General features: G+C 52.0%; 17 protein-coding genes. 1 reads left to right on the forward strand and 16 read right to left on the reverse strand.

Going from position 1 to position 24,136, the window contains the following annotated elements:
* Positions 1-20: 20 nt before the first annotated feature.
* The 5 genes from D4L85_RS21800 to D4L85_RS21820 form a co-directional block, all read right to left on the reverse strand.
* Positions 21-899, reverse strand: coding sequence for an alpha/beta hydrolase (locus tag D4L85_RS21800; protein WP_119756292.1), 879 nt, complete (start codon positions 897-899; stop codon positions 21-23).
* 55 nt (positions 900-954) lie between these two features.
* Entirely contained in the window at positions 955-3,348 is a 2,394-nt protein-coding gene (locus D4L85_RS21805) for an ABC transporter permease (protein ID WP_119756293.1), read from the reverse strand.
* A 141-nt stretch (positions 3,349-3,489) separates the two neighbouring features.
* Positions 3,490-5,142 (reverse strand): fatty acid--CoA ligase, encoded by a 1,653-nt coding sequence (locus D4L85_RS21810; RefSeq protein WP_119756294.1) that lies wholly within the window; start codon positions 5,140-5,142, stop codon positions 3,490-3,492.
* A 216-nt stretch (positions 5,143-5,358) separates the two neighbouring features.
* Entirely contained in the window at positions 5,359-5,613 is a 255-nt protein-coding gene (locus D4L85_RS21815; protein WP_119756295.1) for a hypothetical protein, read from the reverse strand.
* A 116-nt stretch (positions 5,614-5,729) separates the two neighbouring features.
* The gene (locus D4L85_RS21820) at positions 5,730-8,165 is read right to left on the reverse strand and encodes an ABC transporter permease (RefSeq protein ID WP_119756296.1); all 2,436 of its coding nucleotides are present in this window, start codon (positions 8,163-8,165) and stop codon (positions 5,730-5,732) included.
* Positions 8,166-8,363: 198 nt separating this feature from the next.
* Here D4L85_RS21820 and D4L85_RS21825 point away from each other — a divergent pair, with 198 nt between their 5' ends.
* A complete protein-coding gene (locus D4L85_RS21825; RefSeq protein WP_119756297.1) occupies positions 8,364-9,110 on the forward strand; it encodes a ThuA domain-containing protein in 747 nt (248 codons plus the stop codon).
* A gap of 19 nt (positions 9,111-9,129) precedes the next feature.
* On the opposite strand, the gene D4L85_RS21830 is transcribed toward D4L85_RS21825, so the two are convergent.
* The 11 genes from D4L85_RS21830 to D4L85_RS21885 form a co-directional block, all read right to left on the reverse strand.
* Entirely contained in the window at positions 9,130-11,355 is a 2,226-nt protein-coding gene (locus D4L85_RS21830) for a monovalent cation:proton antiporter family protein (RefSeq protein WP_119756298.1), read from the reverse strand.
* Between the two features lie 104 nt (positions 11,356-11,459).
* Positions 11,460-13,880: a TonB-dependent receptor domain-containing protein gene (locus D4L85_RS21835; RefSeq protein ID WP_119756299.1), complete on the reverse strand. Its 2,421-nt coding sequence runs from the start codon at positions 13,878-13,880 to the stop codon at positions 11,460-11,462.
* A complete protein-coding gene (locus D4L85_RS21840; protein ID WP_119756300.1) occupies positions 13,861-15,213 on the reverse strand; it encodes an HTTM domain-containing protein in 1,353 nt (450 codons plus the stop codon). Before D4L85_RS21840 ends, D4L85_RS21835 begins: the two co-directional genes overlap by 20 nt.
* A gap of 11 nt (positions 15,214-15,224) precedes the next feature.
* On the reverse strand, positions 15,225-16,373 hold the full coding sequence (locus D4L85_RS21845; protein ID WP_119756301.1) for an imelysin family protein: 1,149 nt from the start codon (positions 16,371-16,373) through the stop codon (positions 15,225-15,227).
* A gap of 73 nt (positions 16,374-16,446) precedes the next feature.
* The gene (locus D4L85_RS21850) at positions 16,447-17,616 is read right to left on the reverse strand and encodes a DUF4856 domain-containing protein (protein WP_119756302.1); all 1,170 of its coding nucleotides are present in this window, start codon (positions 17,614-17,616) and stop codon (positions 16,447-16,449) included.
* Positions 17,617-17,853: 237 nt separating this feature from the next.
* Positions 17,854-18,465, reverse strand: coding sequence for a hypothetical protein (locus D4L85_RS21855; protein WP_119758894.1), 612 nt, complete (start codon positions 18,463-18,465; stop codon positions 17,854-17,856).
* 114 nt (positions 18,466-18,579) lie between these two features.
* Complete coding sequence (locus tag D4L85_RS21860; RefSeq protein ID WP_119756303.1) at positions 18,580-19,737, reverse strand: 2,5-dihydroxypyridine 5,6-dioxygenase NicX family protein; 1,158 nt, start codon at positions 19,735-19,737, stop codon at positions 18,580-18,582.
* A gap of 177 nt (positions 19,738-19,914) precedes the next feature.
* The gene (locus tag D4L85_RS21870) at positions 19,915-22,455 is read right to left on the reverse strand and encodes an aconitate hydratase (RefSeq protein WP_174236168.1); all 2,541 of its coding nucleotides are present in this window, start codon (positions 22,453-22,455) and stop codon (positions 19,915-19,917) included.
* A 4-nt stretch (positions 22,456-22,459) separates the two neighbouring features.
* Positions 22,460-22,993 (reverse strand): MarR family winged helix-turn-helix transcriptional regulator, encoded by a 534-nt coding sequence (locus D4L85_RS21875; RefSeq protein ID WP_119756304.1) that lies wholly within the window; start codon positions 22,991-22,993, stop codon positions 22,460-22,462.
* A 51-nt stretch (positions 22,994-23,044) separates the two neighbouring features.
* Positions 23,045-23,734 carry a GTP cyclohydrolase I FolE gene (gene folE / locus D4L85_RS21880; protein ID WP_119756305.1) on the reverse strand — a complete coding sequence of 230 codons (690 nt, stop codon included), beginning with the start codon at positions 23,732-23,734 and terminating at the stop codon, positions 23,045-23,047.
* Positions 23,694-24,104, reverse strand: coding sequence for a 6-pyruvoyl trahydropterin synthase family protein (locus tag D4L85_RS21885; protein WP_119756306.1), 411 nt, complete (start codon positions 24,102-24,104; stop codon positions 23,694-23,696). The genes folE and D4L85_RS21885 overlap by 41 nt, the downstream gene beginning before the upstream one ends.
* Positions 24,105-24,136: the final 32 nt, after the last annotated feature.

Genomic DNA, 24,136 nt, shown 5'->3' on the forward strand with positions numbered 1-24,136 from the left:
TTCAGAAATCAATATGAGGTTTATTTATAAGGGGCCTTATAAATAAACCGAAGTGCATCATAAAACGCCGGCATCGGTTCCGTCATATGCGTTTCCTTGGGGTAGTAGTTGTATTCAAAACGCAACCCTATCACGGTCTTCGCTTTCAGCATGGCATCAAATTTCAGCAGGTTAGTATGAAACGTGCTGGAGTCCGATACCCCCTCGCTGGCGTCGCTAAAGAAGAGCGTTTTGTTTAACGATCCTCCTTTTTTTAGTTTTTGATCGGCAAGTTTCAATATATATTCCCGGTCCCACCAAAACGAAGGACTCACGGCGATGTACGCCTGGAACATCTCCGGATGGGTAAGCAGGCAATAGACAGATGCCAGGCCGCCAAAGGAGTGTCCTGCCAGAATGTTGTAAGGCTGGGTCTTGTAGTGGCTATCCACATAAGGCTTCAGCTCTTCACGGATAAATTGCAGGAACCGCTCATTGCCGCCACTCGGTTTCATCCACGAGACCCTGCTGGTGTCGGGTTGACCAAAATAGTTGATGATGCTTTCGGTAGGGGTGAGGTCGCGGGTGCGCTTGGTGTTGACAATGCCCACGATGATCATTTGGGGAATGACGTTCACATCCCACCGGCTAAGATAATCCGTGTATTGTGAGAGCATCTCGAAATGACTTTCACCATCCATTAAATACAATACCGGATAGGTCTTGTTGGGATTTGTAGAGTCCGCCTTGGGATAATGAATATAGATCGTGCGCGTTTCGTTCAACACCCTGGAAGGAAGTTCCAGGACCTGGCTCGTGGTCTGAAGATACGGTGTGATCTTTTGCGCAGTGGCGTGCAAGGTGAAGAACATGAAAAGCAACACCAGACTTTTCGCGACGCGGGAAATAGGGTTCATCATTTGGCTGAGAATAAAAGGAAGCCAGCATCAGACTATAAAAATAAAAGCAGTAACATCATTCCGCTCTCAGGCTTTTTACTGGATTTTCATTCGCAGAGTTGATCGCTTGAAAGCAAACGGTAGCAAAGGCTATCACCACGGCAACACATCCCGCGAAAGCGAATACCAACCAACTGATCTCTATCCGGTAAGCAAAATCACTTAACCATGCGTTCGCAGCTGTCCATGCAATCGGAATGGCAATAATGGCCGCAACAACCACGAGGATCAAAAGGTCTTTCGCCAGAATAAAGACAATGTTGCCCACCGAGCTTCCCAGGACTTTTCGGATCCCGATTTCTTTTCTCCGCCTCTCCGCAGCGAAAGTCATCAAACCGAACAGACCGAGGCAGGCGATGGACACGGCGAGGATCGTGAACGACAACAACAAGTTCGCCTGCCTACGCTCTGCCTGGTATTGACGCCCGAAATTGTCGTCCAAAAAGTTGTATTCAAATGCGCCGGCAGGATTGAATTTTCTAAAAACGCTTTCCGCGTATGCGATCGCCGCGGGCAGATCGGTCTTACTCATACGGACATACACATTGTCTTTATCCATCTCATCCTGCGGAAGCTGAAGGATCAACGGTTCAACCTTGTGTTGGAGTGAATAAATATTAAAGTCTTTCAGAACACCTACGACGGTGAGAAGTATCGGCCGACCGGCAGAATCGGTACCCATCTGTATTTTTTTTCCAACCGCGTCATCCCAAGCGGCGTCGTCTGCCAGCGTTTGATTTACCAGCACCGCATCGGTCTTGTCGGAGGGTATGGCCGCCGACAAATTTCTTCCCGCCGTCACGGCGATTTGCAACGTGAGTACAAACGTGTCATCGATCGTGAAATAGTTGGCCACGCGTTGGCGGTCTTCCATCTTACCTTGGCGTTCGATCGTGTATTGCCGGCCGCCGATGTTGTTGTTGCCAATCGGGTTGCCGGCGGTGGTTGCTTCTTCAATGAGGGGATTTTGCAAGAGCTGCGTTCTCAAAGCGTCCGTCTGCAGCCGCGTTGCCGGATTGTCAAGATGGAATGTGATCACCTGATCTTTGTTGAATCCCAGATCTTTCCGCGAAACAAAACGCAGTTGCTGGTAGATCACCACCGACGCCGCGATCATGGCGATGGTGACCACAAATTGGAAAACGACCAACGATTGCCGGAAAAGTATGGTGCTGTTCAGATCTCCTGCGAGCCCTTTGAGGGAAGGAACCACCCGGAAGCCCGACATGAATAGGGCAGGGTACACGCCGCTCAACAGACCAGCGAAAACAGAGAAGACAAGCAACGCCGCGATCGTTGGGGCCGTTCCAAATTGCCAGATGTCTGCAGCAATCGGTGCGAAAGACTGGAGCAACGGTACAATAAACGTCATCAACACAACAGCAAGGGAAGAGGCGATGATAGTGACCAGCACCGATTCGGAAAGGAACAACGCCATCACTTGGGTTCTTGTCGAGCCCATCACCTTTCGCATGCCGGTCTCACGAAGCCTCAAGGACGCCCGCGCAGTCGACAAATTCATGTAGTTGATGGAGGCGATGATCAGGATCAAGGCGGCGATGGCGCATAATATATAAATATAACGGGCCGGGCTATTGGCCCCGAGCTCAAAGCTAAGATTGGAATGAAGGTGGATGGCAGTCAACGGTTGCATCTCGGCGCGGTACTGCATGCCGGGGGGCATGGAGGCAGCCATGTGCCGGTCGAAGAAACCCGGCAACTTTTGTTGAACCCTTGTAGCATCCTCGCCACGATGCAATAGAACGTACGTATACAGATAGGCGTTCGTCCATAGCCCTTCCAGATTGTTGGGCAGTGGGCGCAATCCGCTAAATGAAAAATGACTATTGGACGGTACATCGTCGATCACGCCGCTGATGACCACCGGTTCGTTTCCAGCCTGCATTGTTTTCCCCAGTGCTGCCGATTCGTTGCCAAAGATCTTGATGGCAAGTGCGCGGGTGATGATCATGGATTGGGGTTGATCCAGTGCCGTGGCCTTGTCACCATACAGGAATGTGCCCGAGAATATTTGGAAGAACGTCTTGTCAACCAGCAACACATCACCCACTTTGAATTCTTTGTTGTTGTACGTGAACGTGCCGCCACCTTCCGCGTCGATCCGGACAAATTCCGCCACTTCCGGAAAGTCTGCCTTCAGGGCGGCGCCATAGGGCGGTGGTGTAGTGGCACCGTTGAATTCTCCACCATCCCACTGCGCATGCTGTGCGATCCGGAAGATGCGATTTGAATGTTCATGGTAGCGGTCGTAGCTCAGCTCATGGCCCACATACAGGCCAATGATCCAGGTAGCGGCCAGCCCGAGCGCCAGCCCGCCGATGTTGATGAACGAAAAGAGTTTATGGCGAAGAAGATTCCGGAAGGAGATGACGAAGTAGTTCAACAACATGCGAAAAGGGTTTTACGGGGCATTCCAATAGTTATGCCATCCCTAATATAAGACATGAGACCGACAAAAATGCCCTTCCGATCTTAAATGACGTCCGGAACCGGGTTAGGTCGGTCGTTTTTGAACGGTGGTGCCTTTCCATTATATTTTTTGGCCGATGGTCTGCGGCCACTCCGAGCGGATCCTTTTCTTATCGATCTTCCCCACACTGGTCTTTGGAATGGCGGCGACAAAAACAAACTCCTCCGGCATGGCCCATTTGCTGAGTTGACCTTGGTCGATGAACGGCCGGATGTGGTCTTTCAAGTCGTCCTGCTCCACGCGAGCTTCGGCGTGCAACACCACCAAGGCGTGCGGCCGTTCTCCCCACTTAGGGTGCGGCAAGCCTACCACCGCGACTTCGGCAACACCCGGATGCAAAGCGATCAGGCTTTCCAGGTTGATGGACGAGATCCACTCGCCCCCGCTCTTGATCACGTCCTTGATCCGGTCGGAGATCTTGAGCGAATGGTTCGCATCGATGGTCGCGACATCGCCGGTATGCAAGTAGCCATTCTTCCAAAGGGCTGCTCCCTTTTCGGGCTCTTTGACATAACCCTGCGTGAGCCACGGCGAACGGACCACTACCTCGCCGGTCTCTTTATCGTCTGCCGCCACCGGCATTCCGGCCTCATTCCAAACCTGGAGATCGGTAAAGATCGTGGGGACACCCGAGCGCGTCCGGGCCGTCAGTTGGGCTTCCAGATCCCCGTCGGCATCGGTCGCCCGCATATAGCTGACGGCTACTACCGGACAAGTTTCGGACATGCCAAATCCTACATTCACATCCACACCCCGCTCCAATGCCAGTTTGGCCAGACCCTTCGTTAAGGCCGAGCCGCCGATCATGACCTTCCAGCCTGAGAGGTCAATCGCTTTTGCTTCGGGACAATGCAGAACCACTTGGAGTATCGTAGGGACGCAGTGCGAAAAGGTGGGCTTTTCCCGTTTCATTAAGTCGGCTACCATCAGCGGAGATAATTTGCCGATATAGACCTGCTTCATCGAAAACATGGTGGCCAGGTACGGAAAGCCCCAGGCATGAACATGGAACATCGGCGTCAGCGGCATATACACGTCGTTGCTCCGACAACGGACGGACGCGCTGTCGACAAACCCAAACGTCGCGGCCAGGTTCAGCGTATGAAGAACCAATTGACGGTGCGAGAAGTAAACTCCCTTGGGATCGCCGGTGGTTCCGGTGGTGTAAAAAGTTGTGGCAACGGCATCCTCGTCGAAGTCGGGAAAATCGTAGTGCGTATCGGCAGCGTTGAGCAGCGATTCATAGTTGGGATAGGTCGTGTTTGTCGAGGGGCCGTCTGTCGTCACCATGATGTGCTTCACGGAGGGCATCTCTCCGGCGAACTTCTCGATGATGGGCAGGAATTCTTCGTGCACGATCAGCACCGTATCTTCCGCGTGATTGATGGTGTACAGAATTTGGGCGGGCGACAATCGCCAGTTGATCGTGTGGAGCACATTTCCAGTCATGGGAATGGCGAAGTAGCACTCCAGGTACCGGTGGCTGTCATAATCCATAACGGCTACCGTTTCCCCGCCTTTCAGACCCAGTCCGTCCAGCACATTGGAAAGACGCCTCACGCGTTCGTTGAAGGTGTAATAGTTGTAGCGTACCAGGTCTTTGTAAACGATTTCCCGCTCGGGTTCCAGCACCAGGGAATACGCCAGCAGACTTTTTATGAGCAGGGGGAACGCATGGGAATTAGCGGCCGGGGGCAACTTCCTTATTTTCATAGCGAGCAGGTTTAGGTAGGTCGACTTACTAAAGTTAACGATTTGTTGCTTTAGAACGATGAAGTTGTCAACCGGATTTTGCCCCGGTATTATCGTTTTATCCTTTACCTGTGGGAGATTTGACTATTTCGATTTCAACGTGGAATGATAAGGCGAGCGCAATTTTAGATGGAAAAACAAAAAGGAGCTCATTGGCTCCCTTCCTAAGAAATGATATTATCCAACCCAAAGATCGACCGTGTAGTGGGTGTAGTAAAAAGGAATAAACGCTTTCCAGGCATTCCTTTTTTCAATCAGGCCCAATTGTAGCAATCTAAAAATAGCAAGGACGGGTCTGTAAATGGCCACGTAGAGCATAAGGGGGACCGCAAACCAAGTCGGGCCAAGATATCGCCCGAGTAAAAAAACAAAGGCGAAGGGGATGATGCAGAGCAGCCAAAAGCTGATTCGATTACGCCAACGATTATTCATGCTTGTTGTAATTTAAAACCCAAGATAAGCAGAACCGGAAGTTCTTCCAAGCAGAATTTGTTTTGGGCAACGGCACCACTGGACGTATGCTTTCCAGCGGGACCGTAAATCCGATCTTATTCGTTCCTCAGCATGGTTGCCGGATTGGTCAGGGCCGCGCGCAGCGTTTGCGTGCTGATGGTGATCAAGGTGACCAACAAGGTGAATGCTCCCGCGCCAACGTAGGTGAGCATGCTCATGTCGATGTGATAGGCAAATTTGTTTAGCCACTCCTGCATAAAATACCAGGCCACCGGCCAGGCCAATACGTTAGCGATCAGGATCAGGATGATAATTTCTTTGCTGAGCAATTGAAGTATGCTTTGCACCGACGCGCCTAATGTCTTGCGGATGCTGACTTCCTTGCTTCTTTGAACAGCATTGAAGGTGGCCAACCCGAACAGACCCAGCGACGCAATAAAAATGGCAACGGTAGCAAAGGCGATGAACAATTCCTGCTGATGCGCCTCGCTGTCGTAGAGGTTGCTATACCGGTCGTCGACAAACTCGTATTTGAACAGGTCCGGCCTGCCCAATTGTTTCCATGCCTTTGCAATGTGGTCGATGCCTTCTTTCATCGCGGAGGCGGAAACAAGAACGGAGACGAGGCGTGGTTTCACATAGGTGATAAAAACAATGGGTGTAATGGGCTCATGCAACGATTCGAAATGAAAGTCTTTAACAACCCCGGTTACGGTTCCGTTGATACCCCCATTGACGATTTCCTTGCCCACCGCTTCATCCGGACGCCATCCTAACAATTTGCAGGCGCTTTCATTGAGGATGAACCCGCTCGCTACGCCTTCCTCGAAGGATTGACCTGCTCGCGTTTCTTTTTGAAAATTTTTGCCGCTGACAATAGGAATATTGTACGTGCCGAAGAAATGCCGGTCGACGCCCACATTCTTCATGATCACTTTCTCAGCCGAAAGATCCGGCCGCGTGACATAATTTGTTTCCAGCAATCGCACGGTGGGAATCCGGCTAGACCGGGTGGCCTCTGCGATGGCCGGATGTTGTGTGATCGTGTTGTAGAATGCATCGTAGCGATCGTCGGCTTCGGAAGGAAAGGAGAAGGCGATGACCTGTTCTTTTTTATAGCCCAGTTCTTTGGTGTTCAGGAAATCAAGTTGCTGGTAAACGATCAGGGTGGCAATGATCATGATACTGGATAAGCTAAACTGTGTCACCACCAGCACCCGCCGGATGCCACCGCCTTTTAAGGTCGATCCGCTTTGACCTTTGAGGATCTGCGCAGGTTTGAAACTCGAGATAACAAAGGCGGGATACAACCCGGCAAGGGTGCCGATGATCAACACAAATCCGATGAGGACAGCGATGTGGACCGGGTTGGTATAATCAATAAGGACGATGGATTTATTCGTGAAGGCATTCAACCACACCAGGCAAGCGGGCAGCGCGGCAAGGGCAATGATCATGGCCAGCAGCGCCGTCAACGTTGATTCGCCGATGTATTGAAAGATCAATTGCCTCCGCCCGGCGCCGGAAACTTTTCTGAGCCCCACTTCTTTTCCGCGTTCCGTGGCACGTGCGGTGGACAAGTTGATAAAATTGAAGCAAGCGATAACGATCAGAAACACTCCGATCGCGCCCATGGCATAGACGTGGTTGATATCACCATTGGTCTCGACTTCGGAGTCCAGGTGGGAGTAAAGATGGATCGAGGTAAGGGGTTGAAGAAATAGGCTGGTGGACGCACTCGGTTTCTGTGCCTGGTCTCTGACCGGCATGTGTCGGTCGATGAATGCCGGGAATTGTTGAGCGGTCTTTTCCGGGTCGAAATCGTCGGTGACCAGCACATAGGTCTGAAAGGAATTGTTCTCCCATTCATTTTTCATTTTTTCTGCACCATAAAACGCATCGTCGTCGAGCGTCTTGAAGGAGACCAACGCGTTTGGATGCCAGTGCGATTGCGGGGGAAAGGCCTTGAAAGTGCCCGTGATCTCTGCCACCTTTTCAAAGAATTTTACTTCCCTTCCCACAACGTCGGTCGTGCCAAAATACTTTTGCGCGATTTCATCCGAGATCATCAGCGTGAACGGTTTGTCGAGCGGCGTTTGGCGGGTGCCGGATAAGATCTTTATGGAGAAAACTTTAAAAGCCGAGGGCTCGACAAAAAACGCATTTTCAATTTCCCGATAGCTGTCCGGTTTACCTTTTTCCAAAGGCGATACCAAGGCCTCAAAACCACCAGCGATACGCGTAGACTCGACGATGTCCGGAAAGTCATTTTTCAACAAGGGGCCAAACGGAGGGGCGAGGTGCCCGAGATGCATCTGGACGCTGCCGTCGGGGTTGATAAAGTTGCGGGTGACCCGGTAGATGCGATCGGCATGTTCATGAAATCGATCATAACGCAGTTCATCATGGATAAAAATGCCGATCAACAGGCACCCCGTGAGGGCCACGCTCAATCCGAAAACGTTGATCATGCTCACCAGCTTGTTCCGGGTAAAGATCCTGACGGCAATTTTAAGATAATGAAGAAGCATAGGGCCTGCGTTTACTACCGGTTGCCTTGCCAATACCAGGCCAACCGCGAAGGAGTACCAATTTCGTCATTCTGGAATTCTGGGAGACATTTAAAGCGGACAAAATTGTTCGGTTTCGAAACTTCCCCTTCAAACAAAAAAGAAGCCGGCGCTTGAATAGTTGCCTTTCGATAAAGTGAAAATTTGTAATTTGATCGTATGATAAAAACACTCTCGCCAAAAGCTTTTATACTCCTCTTTGTTCTCACGGGCTGTATTCATTTTTCCATCGCACAACCGAAAAAGATCAAGGTGCTTGTCGTGACCGGAGGACATGGGTTTAAACACAAACCGTTTTACGACGTTTTTAACGCCATCCCATCCATTACCTATGATAGCCTGGTTCAGCCACAAGCCAACGCGCTCATCGCTTCGCCGGAAGTAAACCAATATGACGTACTTGTGTTTTATGACTTAGCCGACTCTATTTCTGTTGCACAGCAGGAGGCCTACATCCGCCTTCTGAAAAAAGGCTCCTCCATGATCTTCCTCCATCATGCCCTGGTGTCGTATCAGAAATGGCCCAAGTTCCTGCAGATCGTGGGCGGCCAATACCACACCCAACCCGTAGTCGTGAATGGCGACACGCTGAAAGCCAACTACGAGCACGATGTGAACATCCCGGTGAAAGTGGAAGGCAAAAAGCACCCGGTGACCCGCGGCATAAGTGACTTTGACGTAGTGGATGAAGTGTATAGCGACGTTGAAATACTGCCGCGTGTAAAACCATTGCTGAGCACCACACACCCAAAAAGTATGCACTATCTCGCCTGGGTCAATCACTACGGAAACTCGGATGTCATTTGCATCCAGTTGGGGCACGGGCCTTCCTGTTACACGAATCCGAACTACAGGAAACTGATACGACAGGCAATCGAGTGGTCCGCTAAACAATCCGTTAAATAAACCCTGATGGGGAATTCGCCTAAGACAGAAACGCTTTCACTTTTTCTTTTACGCCAACGATCCAAACCACATCACCGTCTTCCAACTTCACGGTCGAGTCGGGATTGAGGATGCGTTCCCCGTTGCGTTCCAGTCCCACCACCAACGCCTGGGCTTCTTCGCGGATGCCCGATTGCCGGATGATCTTGTTGTGGAGACGCGAGCCGCTGCCTACTTTAAAATTCTGAAGGATGATCTCGTCGGAATGGATCTCGGCTTCCGCGCCACCGGGAGCGGTGAATTCAAACAGCTCTTTGATCGTGGCGAGTTGATCGTCCGTGCCGATAATCGAAACCCGGTCGCCGGGATACAAGCGTTCGTAGCGATCGGGGGCGAGAATGGAGATCTTTCCGCGATCGATGAGCGCGATGTTCACGCCGTATTTTTCGCGAAGTTGAAGTTCCTGCAATTGTTTGCCGGCCTGTGGAAATTCAGGCAGCACTTCAAAGTCGGCCAGGTGGGCGTCCCACGGTGTGATCTCCGGGCGGGGTGTTTTTTGCAACTCGCGCTCGTTCAGGTTCCGGAGAAAGCGTCCTTCCACGCGATCATAAAAGGCCTGCAGCTTTTGAGAAAAGATGACGACGGCCAGCGCCATGGCGAAAAGTGCTATGCCAAATGCCACCGATAACGAAATAAACATTTTGATCAATACCCCAACGAAAACAACAGCAATGCCGATGCGCGTGATCTCGATGGCGATGAGCGGGCCCCGGTTCAGTCTTCGGTTCAACCATAGGTTGGCGTACGCTTCCTTGTTTATTCTTCGTATGGCCAACGCCCAGATCGAAGGGGTCATCAGCAACAGCGTGATCACAATGGTAATGATGCGCGAGGCAAAAGCATCCGGAACGATGTTGACGAGGGTGGGGTAGAGAAAGCGTTGCGATAGAAAAATGATGGCTACCAGGATCACCGCATGAATGACCACATTCATGGTGTAGGTTCGGATCAGTTCTTTCCAATCGCTGTAGGCGGAGAGTTGCTGCGAACCACTGCTGTAGCGGTTCAGGCTGTTGACCCACCGTTGCGGCAAACGCTTCTCCAGGAACGCGTAGAAGTTGCCCGATTGTTTGATCATGAACGGCGTGGTAAACGTAGTGACGGCGGAGGCGGCTACGGCAATGGGGTAGAGGAAGGCGCTGGTCACGTTCAGCGAAACCCCTAACGAAGCAATGATAAACGAAAACTCACCGATCTGCGCCAGGCTCATCCCGGCCTGCACCGAATGTTTCAACGACTGGCCCGACAGCAAAGCGCCGAGCGTCGTAGCGATGAGCTTTCCAAAGATCGTGATGAGCGTAATCACCAGGACCGGCACGGCGTAGTCAACCAAAACCTGCAGATCGATCATCATGCCTACGGACACAAAGAAGATGGCGGCAAACAGGTCTTTCACCGATTTAACGAGATGCTCGATCCGCTCCGCTTGTGTGGTCTCGGCCAGGATGGAGCCCATCACAAAGGCCCCCAACGCTGCAGAGAACCCAACCCTCACCGCCAGCAACACCATGGCCAGGCAAAGTGCCAGCGACACGATGAGCATTGTTTCGTCGTTGAGCAGTTTGCTGGTGCGTTTTAAAAACGTGGGAATGAAAAAGATGCCGGCCAAAAACCACAAGATCAAAAAGAACGCCAGCTTCAGTATTTCCGCCAGCAACTGTCCTCCGCCAAACTGTTGGGTCACCGCCAAGGTGGAAAGCAACACGAGCAGCAAGATCGCCACCAGGTCTTCCACGATGAGGATGCCAAAGACCAGCGTCGCGAATTTTTTTGTGCGCACCCCCGCTTCATCAAAGGCCCGGATGATGATGGTGGTCGACGACATCGCCAGGATGGCGCCGAGAAAGATACTGTCCATCATAGACCAGCCCATCAGGGTGCCCGTCAGATAGCCCACGCCGATCATCAGGACGATCTCTACCAACGCCGTAATGGAAGCCGAGCCGCCCACTTTCACCAGCTTTTTAAAACTGAACTCCAGTCCCAGGGTAAACAACAAAAAGATCACACCGATCTCCGACCACGTCTTCACACCATCCTCATCGGCCACGGTGGGCAACAGCGAACTGTGCGGGCCCACGAGAAAACCCGCGATGATGTAGCCCAGGACAACCGGTTGTTTTATTTTTTTGAAGATCAGCGTGGTGATGGCCGCCACGGCGAGGATCAGCCCCAGGTCGGTAACAAAGTGTGGTAGATGTGTCATGATATGTGCGTGAGTGAGAAAATCAGTGTTTCAACTAACCCATTTTTAGGCGGATAAGCAAACGCAAAAATCTAGCCGGAGTGGCTCGGTTTAGGATGGACCTGCTATAATTTTACCTGGAGCGTCACATAAAAGCTCCGCCCATCCGAAGGCAGGATCCCCGGTCCGGGATAGCCGGTGGCCCGGCGGGTAAAATACATTTGATTGGCAAGGTTGTTCACGCTGCCTTCGATGCGAAATTTTTTCCATGGATAGGAGAGGCTCACATCCATAATGGAATAGGCGGGAATGATGCCCACCACACCGGACACGCCCCCATCGACGGCGTTGGTGGCTTCGCTGTATTGATCCGACAAATGCGTGTATTGAAACGATGCCTGCAATTTTTTATGCCCTAGCCTCACGCCCGTCTTCACGTTTACTTTCGGCACGAACTCCACTTCTTTTCCCTTCACACCGGGAATGTCGCTAGAGTGGTATTCCGAATGAATAAAAGCCGCGTTCACAAACACCACACCACTCCAATCCTTTTGCGCAGGATCGGCCAATCCCAGCAGGTTGCTTTCCACGTACGATTCGATCCCCTGTATCAACGCCTGTCCGATGTTGGTCCGCTCGCGGAGCACACGGTTGTTGGCGTCATAGGTCTGCACTTCCCCGATGCGGTTGTTGTAGTTGAGATAGAAAAGGCTGACGTCGTAATTGAACAGGGTGGTCTGCTCGCTGCGAATCCCCAGGTCGAGCGAATAGCCTTTCTCGTCGGTGAGGTTGGGATCGATGACCGACGATGGGTTGGCCACCCGCATATCGTTGAAGGTGATGGAGCGGTAGTTTTGAGAGAGGTTGGCATACACATCCACATGCCCCGTGGGCTTATAGCTCAACCCAATCCCGCCCAAAATAAATTGCCGGTGGTTATCGCGCGATTCTTCGGTGCGGCTGATGTCGATCACGTTGCCCGCCAGGTCGCGCGTAATGTTCCCGTAGTAACCGTTTGCTTTTGTATCGATGTACTCATACCGGATGCCGGGCGTAACCGAAAATTTTTCATGGAGATAAAAGATGTTCTCCGCGAAGAGCGCCACGTTCCGGTTTGGGAAGCGATAGTCGTACGTGATGTAGTCCTCCGGATTCACATAATTAAAATTGGCGTCGCTGCCGTTGCTGCCCAGCCCCTGGTTGCTATGATTGAAGCCATTGTAAAACCGGCTGCCCACCAGCAACACGGCGTGTTTGCCCGCGGGCGTGTAGCGCTTCAGGTAGCGTGCTTCGGCCCCCCAGTTGGTAAAGACTCCCTTGATGAGATCGCGCTCGCTGTTGTCGTCGACCGTGGCCACGCGATTAGGCCGGAAACCGAGTGAATAACGTGAAGCCGACAAGCCAAACACGCGCAGGTTCACTTCGCTGGTTTCGTCGACCTTGTGGTCGACGTGCAAGGCAAACAAATTCCAGTTCACCTTAAACCAGTTTCGCGCCCGGTTGGTTTGCCGAGGGTCGGCTTTGAACATCTCGTCGGTGAGCCCGCCCGGTTGCTGGGCCAGATAACTCATCAGCGTTGCATCGACCCCGATCTTTGTTTTGTCCGATACCTGGTAATTTACGTTGGCATAGCCCGTGTAGCTGTCGAAATGCGAGTTGTCGCGCCACCCGTCGCCACGTTTGTATTGAAAAAAAGTGTAGTAGCTAAGTTTGTTCACGGTGCCACTGGCGCTGGTGAACGCGTTGTAGAAACCAAACGAACCGGCGCTCTGGCGGGCCACCAGTTCCAGCCGTTTGTCGGCAGTAGGTCGCTTCATCACAAAGTTGATCAGCCCGCCGAATTGCGTGCCATATTGAAGCGACGCCGCGCCGCGCACGATCTGGATGCGCCCGATGCCTTCCGTGGGGGGCGTGTAGTAGCTTTCGGGATACCCCAAAGCATCGGCGCTGATATCGTAGCCATTCTGCTTCACATTAAAATTGGCGGTCCGGTTTGGGTCGAGTCCCCTGCCGCCGATGCTGAGCTGAAGACCGGCACCATCGTTCTCATAAATATTCAGACCGGCAACGCGCGAATAGATCTGGCGGGCATTGTTGGTAGCGAGATTGGCCACCAACTGGTCGGGCAAGATCACTTCCGATTTTTTTCCTTCATAGATGCCCATATTCTCTACCGCGCGCATCCGCACAAGTCCCAGGTCTCCGCTCTGGTCTGTCACCACCACCTCCTCCAGGGTGACGTCGTATGGCTCCAGGTAAACAACGATCGACGGGTTGTCGCCTTTCAGGGTGGTCTCTAATTTTCTATAGCGGAAGTCGCTTTGCGTGAGATGAAGCGTATAGGTTCCGTCGGCCAGGTCGTGTATCGTAAAACGGCCTTGAGGATCGCTGGTCACCATTTGTTTTCCATCATTCACGTGCACTGTGCAGTTCGCTATGGCGGAGCTATCGGATCGGGAAAGCACGGTGCCATGCAGTGTATTTTGTCCAAATGCCACTGCTGTAAAAAAACAAAACACGAAAGCACTAAAAACCTTTGATGTCATCGTTGAAGGGTAATACCCACGATTTATGATGGAACGATTCAATTTGTTTCGAAAGATCCGTGGCCGGGTCGATCATCGGTTTTCCCAGCCGGCCGTTCAAGGCGACATAGGAATCCACATAGACCCGCGGCGATTGAAAACCCTGCTCCGCGAAATGTGCCTCCAACACATGCGCATAGTGCAGGATCATGTCGGGCTGTGTGGCCATCATTTTTTCCTGCAGGGGCGTGAGAAACGTTTTGTTGTTCACCACCACGCGTTTTCCAGCTTCGTCTTTCACGGTAAATTCAGCAAAACCGGCCTTCTCCATCAGCATCACGCGCCACGAAAAACGATAGCCTTCCTCCGTCCAAAAAACTTCGCCCGGGTACAGCAGGTAACGCAGCGGCAGCGCCACCTGGATCAATAAAAAGACAGCCAGTGCACCCGTTGTAAACTTGGATGCTGCGGGTGAAAACTGATAAGCCGAGAAGGTTTCAGAGGCGGTTGATCTGAATATTTTTCGAAGGCGGTCAATGATCTTCTCATGAAATTCGGCGGAAAAGAAGATCAGCGCGGTCACGATCATGATATACGGGAACATGCCGATAGGAAACAACACCGCCGTGAGCACGTGAAAAATGACAACAGCAATATACGCATAGGGACGTGTTACCTTCTTTAGCAATAAGAAAGGAATGGAGAGATCATAAAGACAACCGACCCAGCTGAAAAGGAAAGCCATCCACGTGTAGTTCAGCAACGGACCGATCAAGGGCATATCATTGTGGGCCGGCAACCAAATGCGCAGGGGCTGCGCATGGAGCAGCCAATCGCTGTTCACTTTGGCCAATCCCGCATAGACATACACGATGCACACAAAAGCCTTGAGCACATCGATGCACACTTGTGGAATGTGGGTGGCCCGCAGCCCTTTGTTTCGCCACGCATCCACCGAAAAATAAACATGCGCCGGCAGGAAGATCAGGAGCAGGCACACCATGCTCACAAAATAATAATGGTTGAGATAGGTGCTCTTGTCCATGAGCTCAATGTAGGTGAAGCTCACAAACAAACTGACGATCGCCACCCGGTAGAAAAGCCCCAGCGCCACAAACAAGGCTGACAAAGCGCAAAGCGCAAACAATAAATACGTGTACGTGCCCAGCGGTTTAACAAACTCGAAGCCGTAGAACGGGAAGAAATATTGCGGATCGATATAGAGCGTTTTGATCCATCCCTTGGCCCAGAACCGGACGATGCTCAACAACAGCATCACACCAAAAGCAACCCGGAACACCGCCAGGGGTGCGGCGGAAGTGGATTTGCTGATGTAGCGCGCTATCGTCTGCATGGCCCGGGATTTTAGTCGCCGTCGTTGTCGGTATAGGTGATGGTCACGCTCATGGCCGAGGTCATGTCTACCTTCAGCATGCGCACGGCCTTTTGCAATTCGGCATACGTATCGAGCATGGCCTGGTTGTTTGTTTGCACCTGCGCATAGAAGTCCGCCGACAGCGCATTGATCTTTGCGTCGGCCACCGAAAACTGTGCGTTGATGATGGCCGACAATGCGGTGCCCGTGCTGCCATCTTTTGCGCCCAGTGCATCGAGATAAGATTTAAAGGAGGGGCCTTCCTGTGCGGTCAAAACATTCACGCCGTTAAAGAAGTCGATGGCCGCCTGGTGTGCGGTCTCCGCCAACGTACGCGAAATATCCCGTTTGTAATACGCCTCTACTTTTTCAGGATGCTTTGTGCCACCGGTCGACGTGAGGGCACCCGAGGGAATGCCGATCTTGCCCGAACGGATGAAGCGTTCATAGTAAAGCGCGTAAGCGTTCACCATCAACCCGGTAGAAGAGCTGATGTCCAAACCCGTTTTGCTGACAAACGTTTCGCGATAGTCACCCTTCCATTCGCCCAACACGCTGGCGAGCAAATCGTTCATGCGGTCGGTGATGCGTTTGATATAGGCCAGACGTTGGGCTGCACTGGCGTCGGTTGTATAATATACCAGGATGTCTTCGTCCGCGTCGGCCAGTCCGTTGATCAGGTAGTCCAGTGCGGGAAATCCCTGGCGTGGATAGGCTGCGGGCACGGCCATGTTGGCCGAAGGGTTCGCGATGTATTCGGCGATGCCCGCCTCGTCGGCAGGATAGATGTTGAAGAAATTCCGGATGGTGTATTTATCGCCGGGACCGACTTCGAACAATTCCACCTTTTGCCACTCGGTGTAGGCGCTGACCCAGGCCGCGCGGAAATCCGATAGGGTGGTGGTGGCCGGGTTGGCACGGAAGGCATCCGACGCGGTAGTCATGGCATCGAGCTTTACTTTGAAATTGTTGTAGGAGGGAATGATGATATTGTCCGCCCAATGCTCCAACATCGGTTTGCGATCCAGGGGGTCGGTCACGGGGTCCGTTCCGCTGTCGCTGCTGCCACACGCCCAGGCAATTCCCATCAGACCGATCAAACCGGCGAGGCGGATATGCTTACGATTCAAAAATGACATAGTCTTATTTAAATGATAAAAGGTGGGTTGATGCCAAAGCATCGACCCACCATAAATGAATTTGAGTTTTTGATCAGAGACCGAACTTCACTTTGATGGCGTCCGATGCCGTGTTGATCTTGGTAGCGTCCAGGTCCCAGAAGCCATTGGCCGAACCCACCAATCCGTTGAGCAGATTGTCGGAGAACGCTGCGTCGGCTCCGTGAAGCGTGGCAAAACGCAGCGAGTATACAAACCCAAGGCCTTCACCCATAGCGTGCGCGCGGGCCGGATCGTCGGAGCCGGTTTTCCATTTGTCCAGGTAACCCAAAGCGGCGCGGGCAATAGCATTTTCCATTTCGGTGCGAATAAATGTGGCTTGCGTCTGCAGCTCTGCACGATCGTTGTTCACGATAGCCGCGCGTCCTTTCAGGAATGCCGGGTAGATCTTGGCATAGGCGGCTTTGTTGTATTCCCAGATGTAAGAACCCAACGCAAACTCTACCGTTGCGCGTGTAGCGTCCGTTGAACCCTTCAGATAAACGTCATTCAACGTGAGCAAGCCATAGGCTTCATCCCAGTTGTGCTCCAGTTGTGAATAGTTCTTTTCGGAAACAACGCTGTAGTTGTCGGCCTCCAGGCCTTTATTCAACAACACATTAGAGATGTAGTCCAATTGCAAGGCGCCGATCAGAGATTTTTGGATGATCTGTGCCTGTTCAATTCCCTTGGCGTCCACCAGGTAGTTGCCCAACTTGCCGGCAACACCACTGGAAGCGGTTTGATTGACCGAAAGGCTGGCGGTAGCAATGGCGGTAAAGTCGCCTTCAATTTTCGTACGGACGGCTTCTGCTTCCGTAGCCGACAGCGATGAAGCCGTGATGTTGCGCAGTTGCAAACCCGAACCGTTCAGCGTAGCACCGGTCACCGAAACAGACGACGTGCTGATATCATAAAATGGATTGCCCGAATTGGCATATAAACTTTTCAATACGTTGGCGTCGATGGTTGTTTTCGCGGTTACTGAAGAGCTCGAGTGGTAGTTGAGCGCCTGGAACATTTTGAGGCGGTAGTTGCCTTCGGTAAAGTCAACGGTAGAGGCACCGCTTTGGTCTGTGAATTGGCTGGCATACCCTGCGGTTTCATCCAGGGTGGAATAGTCAACATCCGCTCGCAAATCTGGTTTAACATCGTCGTCGCTGCACGCCGCCAGCGCGGCAACGGCGGTTAAAATAAGGGTGTGCTTTCTGAAAGCCTTAAGCATGATAGTTTGGTATTTTAAGTTGGTATAGTGGGTATTTTAATTAGACTGATTCTAAATACGCTGCAATATTAGCCCGCTACACAAGAAATCCTTGTATGCACAAGGAAAATGGAGTCAAATTACCCTCCAGGTGTGATGCGTTATACCCTCAAGAGGGTAGTCAGTACCCGTGAGAGGGTATGGATTTCGAGATCCCGAGAGCGGGCACAGACTTTTCAGATGTACGGGGGGCGGATTTTACTGGTCGATCGAGTGGCTCGGGCGATTCTCAACTTTGGGTGTGATCAACTCCTTGTATCCCATAACCACCAACGGTAGGGCTAACAAAATATCCACAGCATGGGCGATACTCTCGATCCGCGGGATCCGGCTCAACGGAAAAGCGATCGCCCCAAGACACAACAAGGCACCCAACCACACCTCGACTTTCTTCTGGCGGATCAAAACAATTCCGAGGACCAATAGACTGAGGGGGAACAACGGTCCCGGCCAGAATAACAACAGATTGGCGCTAAGCGAATAATGCGACAAGGTTTCCAAATAGGTCTTATGCGGAATCTGAAACGCTTCACCATACACACCGACAAAACCGAAGTTCGCACCGGAAAGACAACCATAAATGGCGACGATCAATCCCACGGTAGCATAGCGTGGCATTTCCATTTTTAACTTATCAAAAAGCACGATGAAGGCGATGATCCAGGGCACCTGCGATAGATTGATGAGCGTTCCGCCCGTCACACCATACTGACCCTCTTTCCAAAAGAACGTGGAAGCGGCAAATACCAGTGGAGCAGCGATCAGGGAAAGACCGCCGGCAGTTTTTGAAATGGGAAGACCAGATTCCATACGCGCCGATTTTTGCTTTTGACGCGGCATGAAAAAAAACGTTACAAGGGGTGCTGATAAGTTTTGGTAAGCATCGGGGAAGTCACCGGATGGATTAGGTTGGACTAAATGCGCTCAAGGCGTCTTAAATGCTACCTTCCCGTCTATCTCCACCGTTACATTGGTGAGCGGAAAACTGATTTGCGGCGTGTCGATCGCATTGTTTCCTCCGGCAAATTGATTGCTTCCCAAGGTGAGCGTTACCACGCCTGCGGCGGCCTTTGGCCAGTAGAGACCACCGCCGGTATCCATCGGTTTTAGCAGGGGATTGAACCCGAACGAAATGCTGCCCACCACATCTTGAGGTCCTTGCGGCGACGCGAACTTATTTTTCAGACACTCGCCACCGTCCTGGGCGGTGAGGGTCTGTAATTTTCCGCCGGCAAAAATAAGCGTGGCCTGATGCGCAGCTTCATAGTCGCATTCCGTTTGTGAAACGACGACTTTGCCGTTGGCGGAATTTTCGACAAGGCTCACTTCGAGCATGGCGGCGGGAAGCTTGTCGATCTTTTTGAATAAGGCGCGCCCGGCCGCCTCTTCCGTGGTAATTTGTCCGTCATAAGAAAGCACGGGACGCCCGGTGGTGGAGAAGGTGAGGTTCGTTCCGAGCGGAGAGGTGATCCGTATTTGTTTGGCCTTGGCCAACAAACTTTTCAGTTGGTTCACGCGCGTTGCCAGGGCGCTGTCGTAATGCGCGTCGATGGCATACCAGCTCATTTCCTCGTAGACATTATAATTCAATGATAATCCTTCGGCAAAAGCGCGGGTGGGGAGGTTGATGTACAGGATGCGGGCATGGGTCTTTATCAGGGCGTCGCGCACAGACGGTTGGTCCACCGAAGCACTTTGCGTATGCCCCAGATCTTTAAAAAGCCATTTCGGGTCTTTATCGAAAGGAGTCAGAATGATGCAGACATCGGTCGTGTTTAGCCAATGCACAAACTTGTCAGCCGGAGAAAGCTCTTTCTCCAGGAACGTGTTCATGCTTTCGGTCCCTTGAAATTTATCGGGATTTAATTTTGGATAGACCGTGGCCCCTCGCGCGGCACAAGCCTTCTCCAAGGCCTCCATGAGTGACACACCGTTTTGATCGCTAAAAATGTAAACGGTTTCACCCGCTTTGACCATCACATTCCGCTCCACAATTTTACGCGCCAGGGAATCATAGTTGACCTGCTGAGCAAAGAGTGTTGTCGTCGATAAAAAAATAAAGAGAGAGAGGACCTTTTCCATTTGTTCGTAAATGCTGCGTTACTAACGGTGTGAGGGGCATGGATGTTGGCGATTCCGGGCGTTATTTTAGCAGCGGCGTATGGGGGTATCGTGACGGAAAAGAAAGGGCTGGCAAAAAAAAAGTCCCTACCGTTTTGGGGCAGGGACTTTTTCCAAAGTTAAAGGTATTGCAGTATTCTACTTCTTTTTCTTCGCCACCTTCTTCGCGGCTTTTTTCGCCACTACCTTTTTAGCGGTTTTTTTAACGGTCTTTTTCGGCGCCGCCTTTTTAGCGACCACCTTTTTCGCCGCTTTTTTTGGAGCCGCTTTCTTCGCCACTACTTTCTTCGCCGCTTTTTTAGGCGCTGCTTTTTTGGCGGCTTTCGGAGCGACTTTCTTAGCTGCCTTTTTAGGCGCAGCTTTTTTCGCAGCCGGCTTGGCTGCAGTTTTCGCCGCTGCTTTTTTAGGTGCAGCCTTGCTGGCGCCTTTACCCATCATGTTGAGGGCGGAGCCGGCTTTGAACCATTCGATCTGTCCCTTATTGTAGGTATGGTTCACGGAAATGGATTCCTCCGTGCCGTTGCTGTGGTGCAGAACGATTGTCAAAGGGGTCTCCGGAGCGAAGGTGGTCAGGCCGGTGATGTCGATCACGTCGTCTTCCTGGATCTTGTTGTAGTCTTCCTTGTTGGCAAACGTAAGGGCCAGCATGCCCTGCTTCTTCAGGTTGGTCTCGTGAATGCGGGCGAATGACTTCACCAGGATCGCGCGAACGCCGAGGTGACGGGGTTCCATCGCCGCGTGCTCGCGGCTGGAGCCTTCACCGTAGTTTTCATCGCCTACCACGATCGAGCCGATGCCTTGGGCTTTGTATGCGCGTTGTACTTTGGGTACTTCGTCAAACTGGCTGGTCAGGTTATTTTTCACGCTGTTGATCTTCTCGTTAAAGAAGTTCGTGGCGCCGATGAGCAGGTTGTTGGAGATGTTGTCGAGGTGACCGCGGTATTTCAGCCACTTGCCGGCCATCGAGATGTGGTCGGTCGTACATTTTCCTTTTGCCTTGATGAGCAGGCGCAGGCCGCGGAGGTCGGTACCTTCCCAAGCTTTGAAAGGTGCCAGCAACTGGAGGCGGTCAGAGGTGGGGCTTACTTTCACCTGCACCTTGCTGCCGTCTTTTGCCGGAGCAATGTAGCCGGGATCTTCGGCATCGAAACCACGCTTCGGCAATTCGTCGCCGGTAGGGGGGTCGAGCTTTACTTTCTGGCCACTTTCGTTGGTGAGGAAATCGGTCTCCGGGTTGAAGGTCAGGTCGCCGGCAATGGCAATGGCCGTTACCAGTTCGGGTGAACCTACGAACGCGTACGTGTTAGGGTTGCCGTCGTTGCGCGACTGGAAGTTGCGGTTGAACGAGTGAACGATGGTGTTCTTCTCTTTCTTGTCGGCACCCACGCGGTTCCACATACCGATGCAAGGTCCGCAGGCATTGGCAAAAACTTTCGCACCGATCTGCTCGAAGGTGTCGATAAACCCGTCGCGGTCGATGGTGTAGCGCACCACTTCCGAGCCGGGCGTGATGGTGAATTCCGATTTGGTCTTCAATCCTTTGTCGGCTACCTGGCGGGCCAGGCTGGCGGCGCGGGAGATATCTTCATAAGAGGAGTTGGTGCAAGAGCCGATCAATCCGACTTCTACACGTGTGGGCCATCCATTCTTGGAGGCTTCCTCTTTCATCTTCGAAATGGGGGTTGCCAGGTCGGGAGTGAAGGGGCCGTTCAGGTGAGGCTCCAGTTCCGTGAGGTTGATCTCTACGACCTGGTCGAAATATTTCTCAGGGTTGGCGTAGACTTCCGGATCGCCCGTGAGGTGTTCTTTTATTTTGTTGGCAAGCTTCGCCACTTCGGCACGGCCGGTGGCATTGAGGTAGCGCTCCATGGAAGCGTCGTAGCCAAACGTAGAAGTGGTGGCACCGATCTCGGCACCCATGTTACAGATGGTTCCTTTGCCGGTACAGCTCATCGACGTTGCGCCTTCGCCAAAGTATTCTACGATGGCACCTGTTCCACCTTTCACGGTAAGGATACCGGCCACTTTCAGGATCACGTCTTTCGCGGCGGTCCAGCCGCTGAGTTTGCCGGTCAGCTTCACACCGATCAGCTTGGGGAACTTCAACTCCCAGGCCATGCCGGCCATCACGTCTACGGCGTCGGCACCGCCCACCCCGATAGCGACCATCCCAAGGCCGCCGGCGTTCACGGTGTGCGAGTCGGTTCCGATCATCATACCTCCGGGGAAGGCATAGTTTTCCAACACCACCTGGTGGATGATGCCGGCACCCGGTCTCCAGAAACCGATGCCGTATTTATTGGACACGGAAGACAGGAAGTCAAATACTTCCTTGCTTTCGGTGTTGGCTACAGTGAGGTCTTCGGCTGCACCGGTTTTGGCCACGATCAGGTGGTCGCAATGTACGGTTGAAGGTACAGCCACCTTGGGCTTTCCGGCCGACATGAATTGTAACAACGCCATCTGCGCGGTTGCATCCTGCATGGCTACGCGGTCGGGAGCGAAGTCAACATACGATTTACCCCGTCCAAAGTTTTCCAGTTTTTGGTCAGTGTGGAGGTGGGAGTAGAGGATTTTTTCGGAGAGGGTGAGAGGTCGGTTAACAACTTTTCGAGCCTTGGCGATGCTGGCGGGCATTTTCGCATACAAGGCTTTGATCATGTCTAAATCGAATGCCATAGTTTTATAATTTTAGCGCTGCTAAAGTAATAATTTTTTCATCGGAATGATGACCGCGCGTTGCACCACTTATATGAGTGGTCTCTTCCAATGTTCTTATTTTATCCAACAGCGTATTGAGCACGAGGGTTTCGGGTTCGGTAAGATTTCCCAAAAGCTGCCCCAGGGTGTCGACCTGCGGGTCCATGATGCTCAGTAATTCCAGGCCTTTTTCGGTGATGCTCACATCGACGGAACGCTTGTCCTTCAGCCCGCTCTGGCGTTGGACTAACCCTTTGATACGCAGGCGCTCCACGATCCGGGAAACATCCGACATCTTGTCGAACATAGAGCGTTTGATGACGTTGACGGAGATGTGATGGGGGTTGTGTTTTTTGAGGATTCGCAACACGTTGTATTGTTGCCGGGTGACCTCGTTTTTCTTGAAGAGACTGTTCATCCTGTCGACGAGGTAATAGTAGGTGTACAGGATGTTAATAAGCGCACGCTGATGTTCGCTGCGAACGTCAGCAAGCATGATATCCTTCTCAAGGGACATAGTAAAGTGACTACTTAGGTTTAGGTACCACCAAAGTAGTCATTTTTACGCCTATTTGCTGTTGATATAATTTAAAAATTCGCGTTTGATGTTCTCGTCCTTGAATTTTCCGGAGAAATACGCGGTTCCCGTCTTGCTGTTGGTGTCGCCCACGCCCCGTGAAGCCACGCACATGTGATTGGCATCGATGACCACGCCCACGTTTTCGGTGTGCAAAACGCGCTCTATCTCCTTGCCAATCTGCACCGTAAGGCGCTCCTGCACCTGCGGTCGCTTGGCGAAATACTGCACGATGCGGTTGATCTTGGAGAGGCCGATCACTTTGCCATTGCTGAAATAGGCGACGTGTGCTTTGCCATAGATGGGCACAAAATGGTGCTCACAATGGGAGTAGAAGGTGATGTCCTTCTCCACCAGCATTTGGTCGTAGTTGTATTTGTTCTCGAACAGACGAGCGTTCGGACGGTTCTTGGGATTGAGGCCACTGAAAACTTCCTTCACATACATCTTGGCCACACGCCGGGGGGTTCCCTTCAAACTGTCGTCGTTCAGGTCCAGACCCAGGATGTTCATGATCTCGGTGAAATGCTTTTCGATCCGCTCGATCTTCACATCGTCATCCAGCTCGAAAGCATCGGCGCGCAACGGCGTCTCGATGGAAGAGTAGGGATGTTCATCTTCAAAGTCGTCGTCCTCCGGTTTAAGCGGCCGGATATTCAACGAAATTCCTTTCTGTCTCATACAAAGTAATTTTCAGTTCCAAATTCGAATCAATTTTTTGACGCAATATCCTCCAGATCATCACCGCGATGTTCTCGGCGGTGGGGTTGATATCCTTGAAATATTCAGTATCCAGGTTCAGGTTCTTGTGATCGAATTTCTTCAGCACGCTCTCTTTGATCAGATCGCTCAGCACTTTCAGATCATACACATACCCGGTTTCGGGATGAGGTTCGCCAATAAGGCTGACAACAAGTTCGTAGTTGTGGCCGTGATAATTGGGATTGTTACATTTCCCGAATACCTGTTGATTCTTCTCGGCCGTCCAGGCAGGATTGTGCAAGCGGTGCGCCGCGTTAAAATGTTCTCTTCGGGAAACTTTAACCTTCATGTGGTAAAGGTAAACCGAATTCCTCGCAAAAG

It is taken from the genome of Chryseolinea soli (assembly GCF_003589925.1).
In the GTDB taxonomy this organism is placed as follows: domain Bacteria; phylum Bacteroidota; class Bacteroidia; order Cytophagales; family Cyclobacteriaceae; genus Chryseolinea; species Chryseolinea soli.

Bases quoted from the DNA above. Each gene is read 5' to 3' on its own strand.
- D4L85_RS21860 (WP_119756303.1), bottom strand. From the start codon at position 19,737: ATGGAAAAGGTCCTCTCTCTCTTTATTTTTTTATCGACGACAACACTC.
- D4L85_RS21830 (WP_119756298.1), bottom strand. From the start codon at position 11,355: ATGACACATCTACCACACTTTGTTACCGACCTGGGGCTGATCCTCGCC.
- D4L85_RS21840 (WP_119756300.1), bottom strand. From the start codon at position 15,213: ATGCAGACGATAGCGCGCTACATCAGCAAATCCACTTCCGCCGCACCC.
- D4L85_RS21815 (WP_119756295.1), bottom strand. From the start codon at position 5,613: ATGAATAATCGTTGGCGTAATCGAATCAGCTTTTGGCTGCTCTGCATC.
- folE (WP_119756305.1), bottom strand. From the start codon at position 23,734: ATGAGACAGAAAGGAATTTCGTTGAATATCCGGCCGCTTAAACCGGAG.
- D4L85_RS21800 (WP_119756292.1), bottom strand. From the start codon at position 899: ATGATGAACCCTATTTCCCGCGTCGCGAAAAGTCTGGTGTTGCTTTTC.
- D4L85_RS21805 (WP_119756293.1), bottom strand. From the start codon at position 3,348: ATGTTGTTGAACTACTTCGTCATCTCCTTCCGGAATCTTCTTCGCCAT.
- D4L85_RS21850 (WP_119756302.1), bottom strand. From the start codon at position 17,616: ATGCTTAAGGCTTTCAGAAAGCACACCCTTATTTTAACCGCCGTTGCC.
- D4L85_RS21810 (WP_119756294.1), bottom strand. From the start codon at position 5,142: ATGAAAATAAGGAAGTTGCCCCCGGCCGCTAATTCCCATGCGTTCCCC.
- D4L85_RS21825 (WP_119756297.1), top strand. From the start codon at position 8,364: ATGATAAAAACACTCTCGCCAAAAGCTTTTATACTCCTCTTTGTTCTC.
- D4L85_RS21870 (WP_174236168.1), bottom strand. From the start codon at position 22,455: ATGGCATTCGATTTAGACATGATCAAAGCCTTGTATGCGAAAATGCCC.
- D4L85_RS21835 (WP_119756299.1), bottom strand. From the start codon at position 13,880: ATGACATCAAAGGTTTTTAGTGCTTTCGTGTTTTGTTTTTTTACAGCA.
- D4L85_RS21820 (WP_119756296.1), bottom strand. From the start codon at position 8,165: ATGCTTCTTCATTATCTTAAAATTGCCGTCAGGATCTTTACCCGGAAC.
- D4L85_RS21845 (WP_119756301.1), bottom strand. From the start codon at position 16,373: ATGTCATTTTTGAATCGTAAGCATATCCGCCTCGCCGGTTTGATCGGT.
- D4L85_RS21875 (WP_119756304.1), bottom strand. From the start codon at position 22,993: ATGTCCCTTGAGAAGGATATCATGCTTGCTGACGTTCGCAGCGAACAT.
- D4L85_RS21885 (WP_119756306.1), bottom strand. From the start codon at position 24,104: ATGAAGGTTAAAGTTTCCCGAAGAGAACATTTTAACGCGGCGCACCGC.
- D4L85_RS21855 (WP_119758894.1), bottom strand. From the start codon at position 18,465: ATGGAATCTGGTCTTCCCATTTCAAAAACTGCCGGCGGTCTTTCCCTG.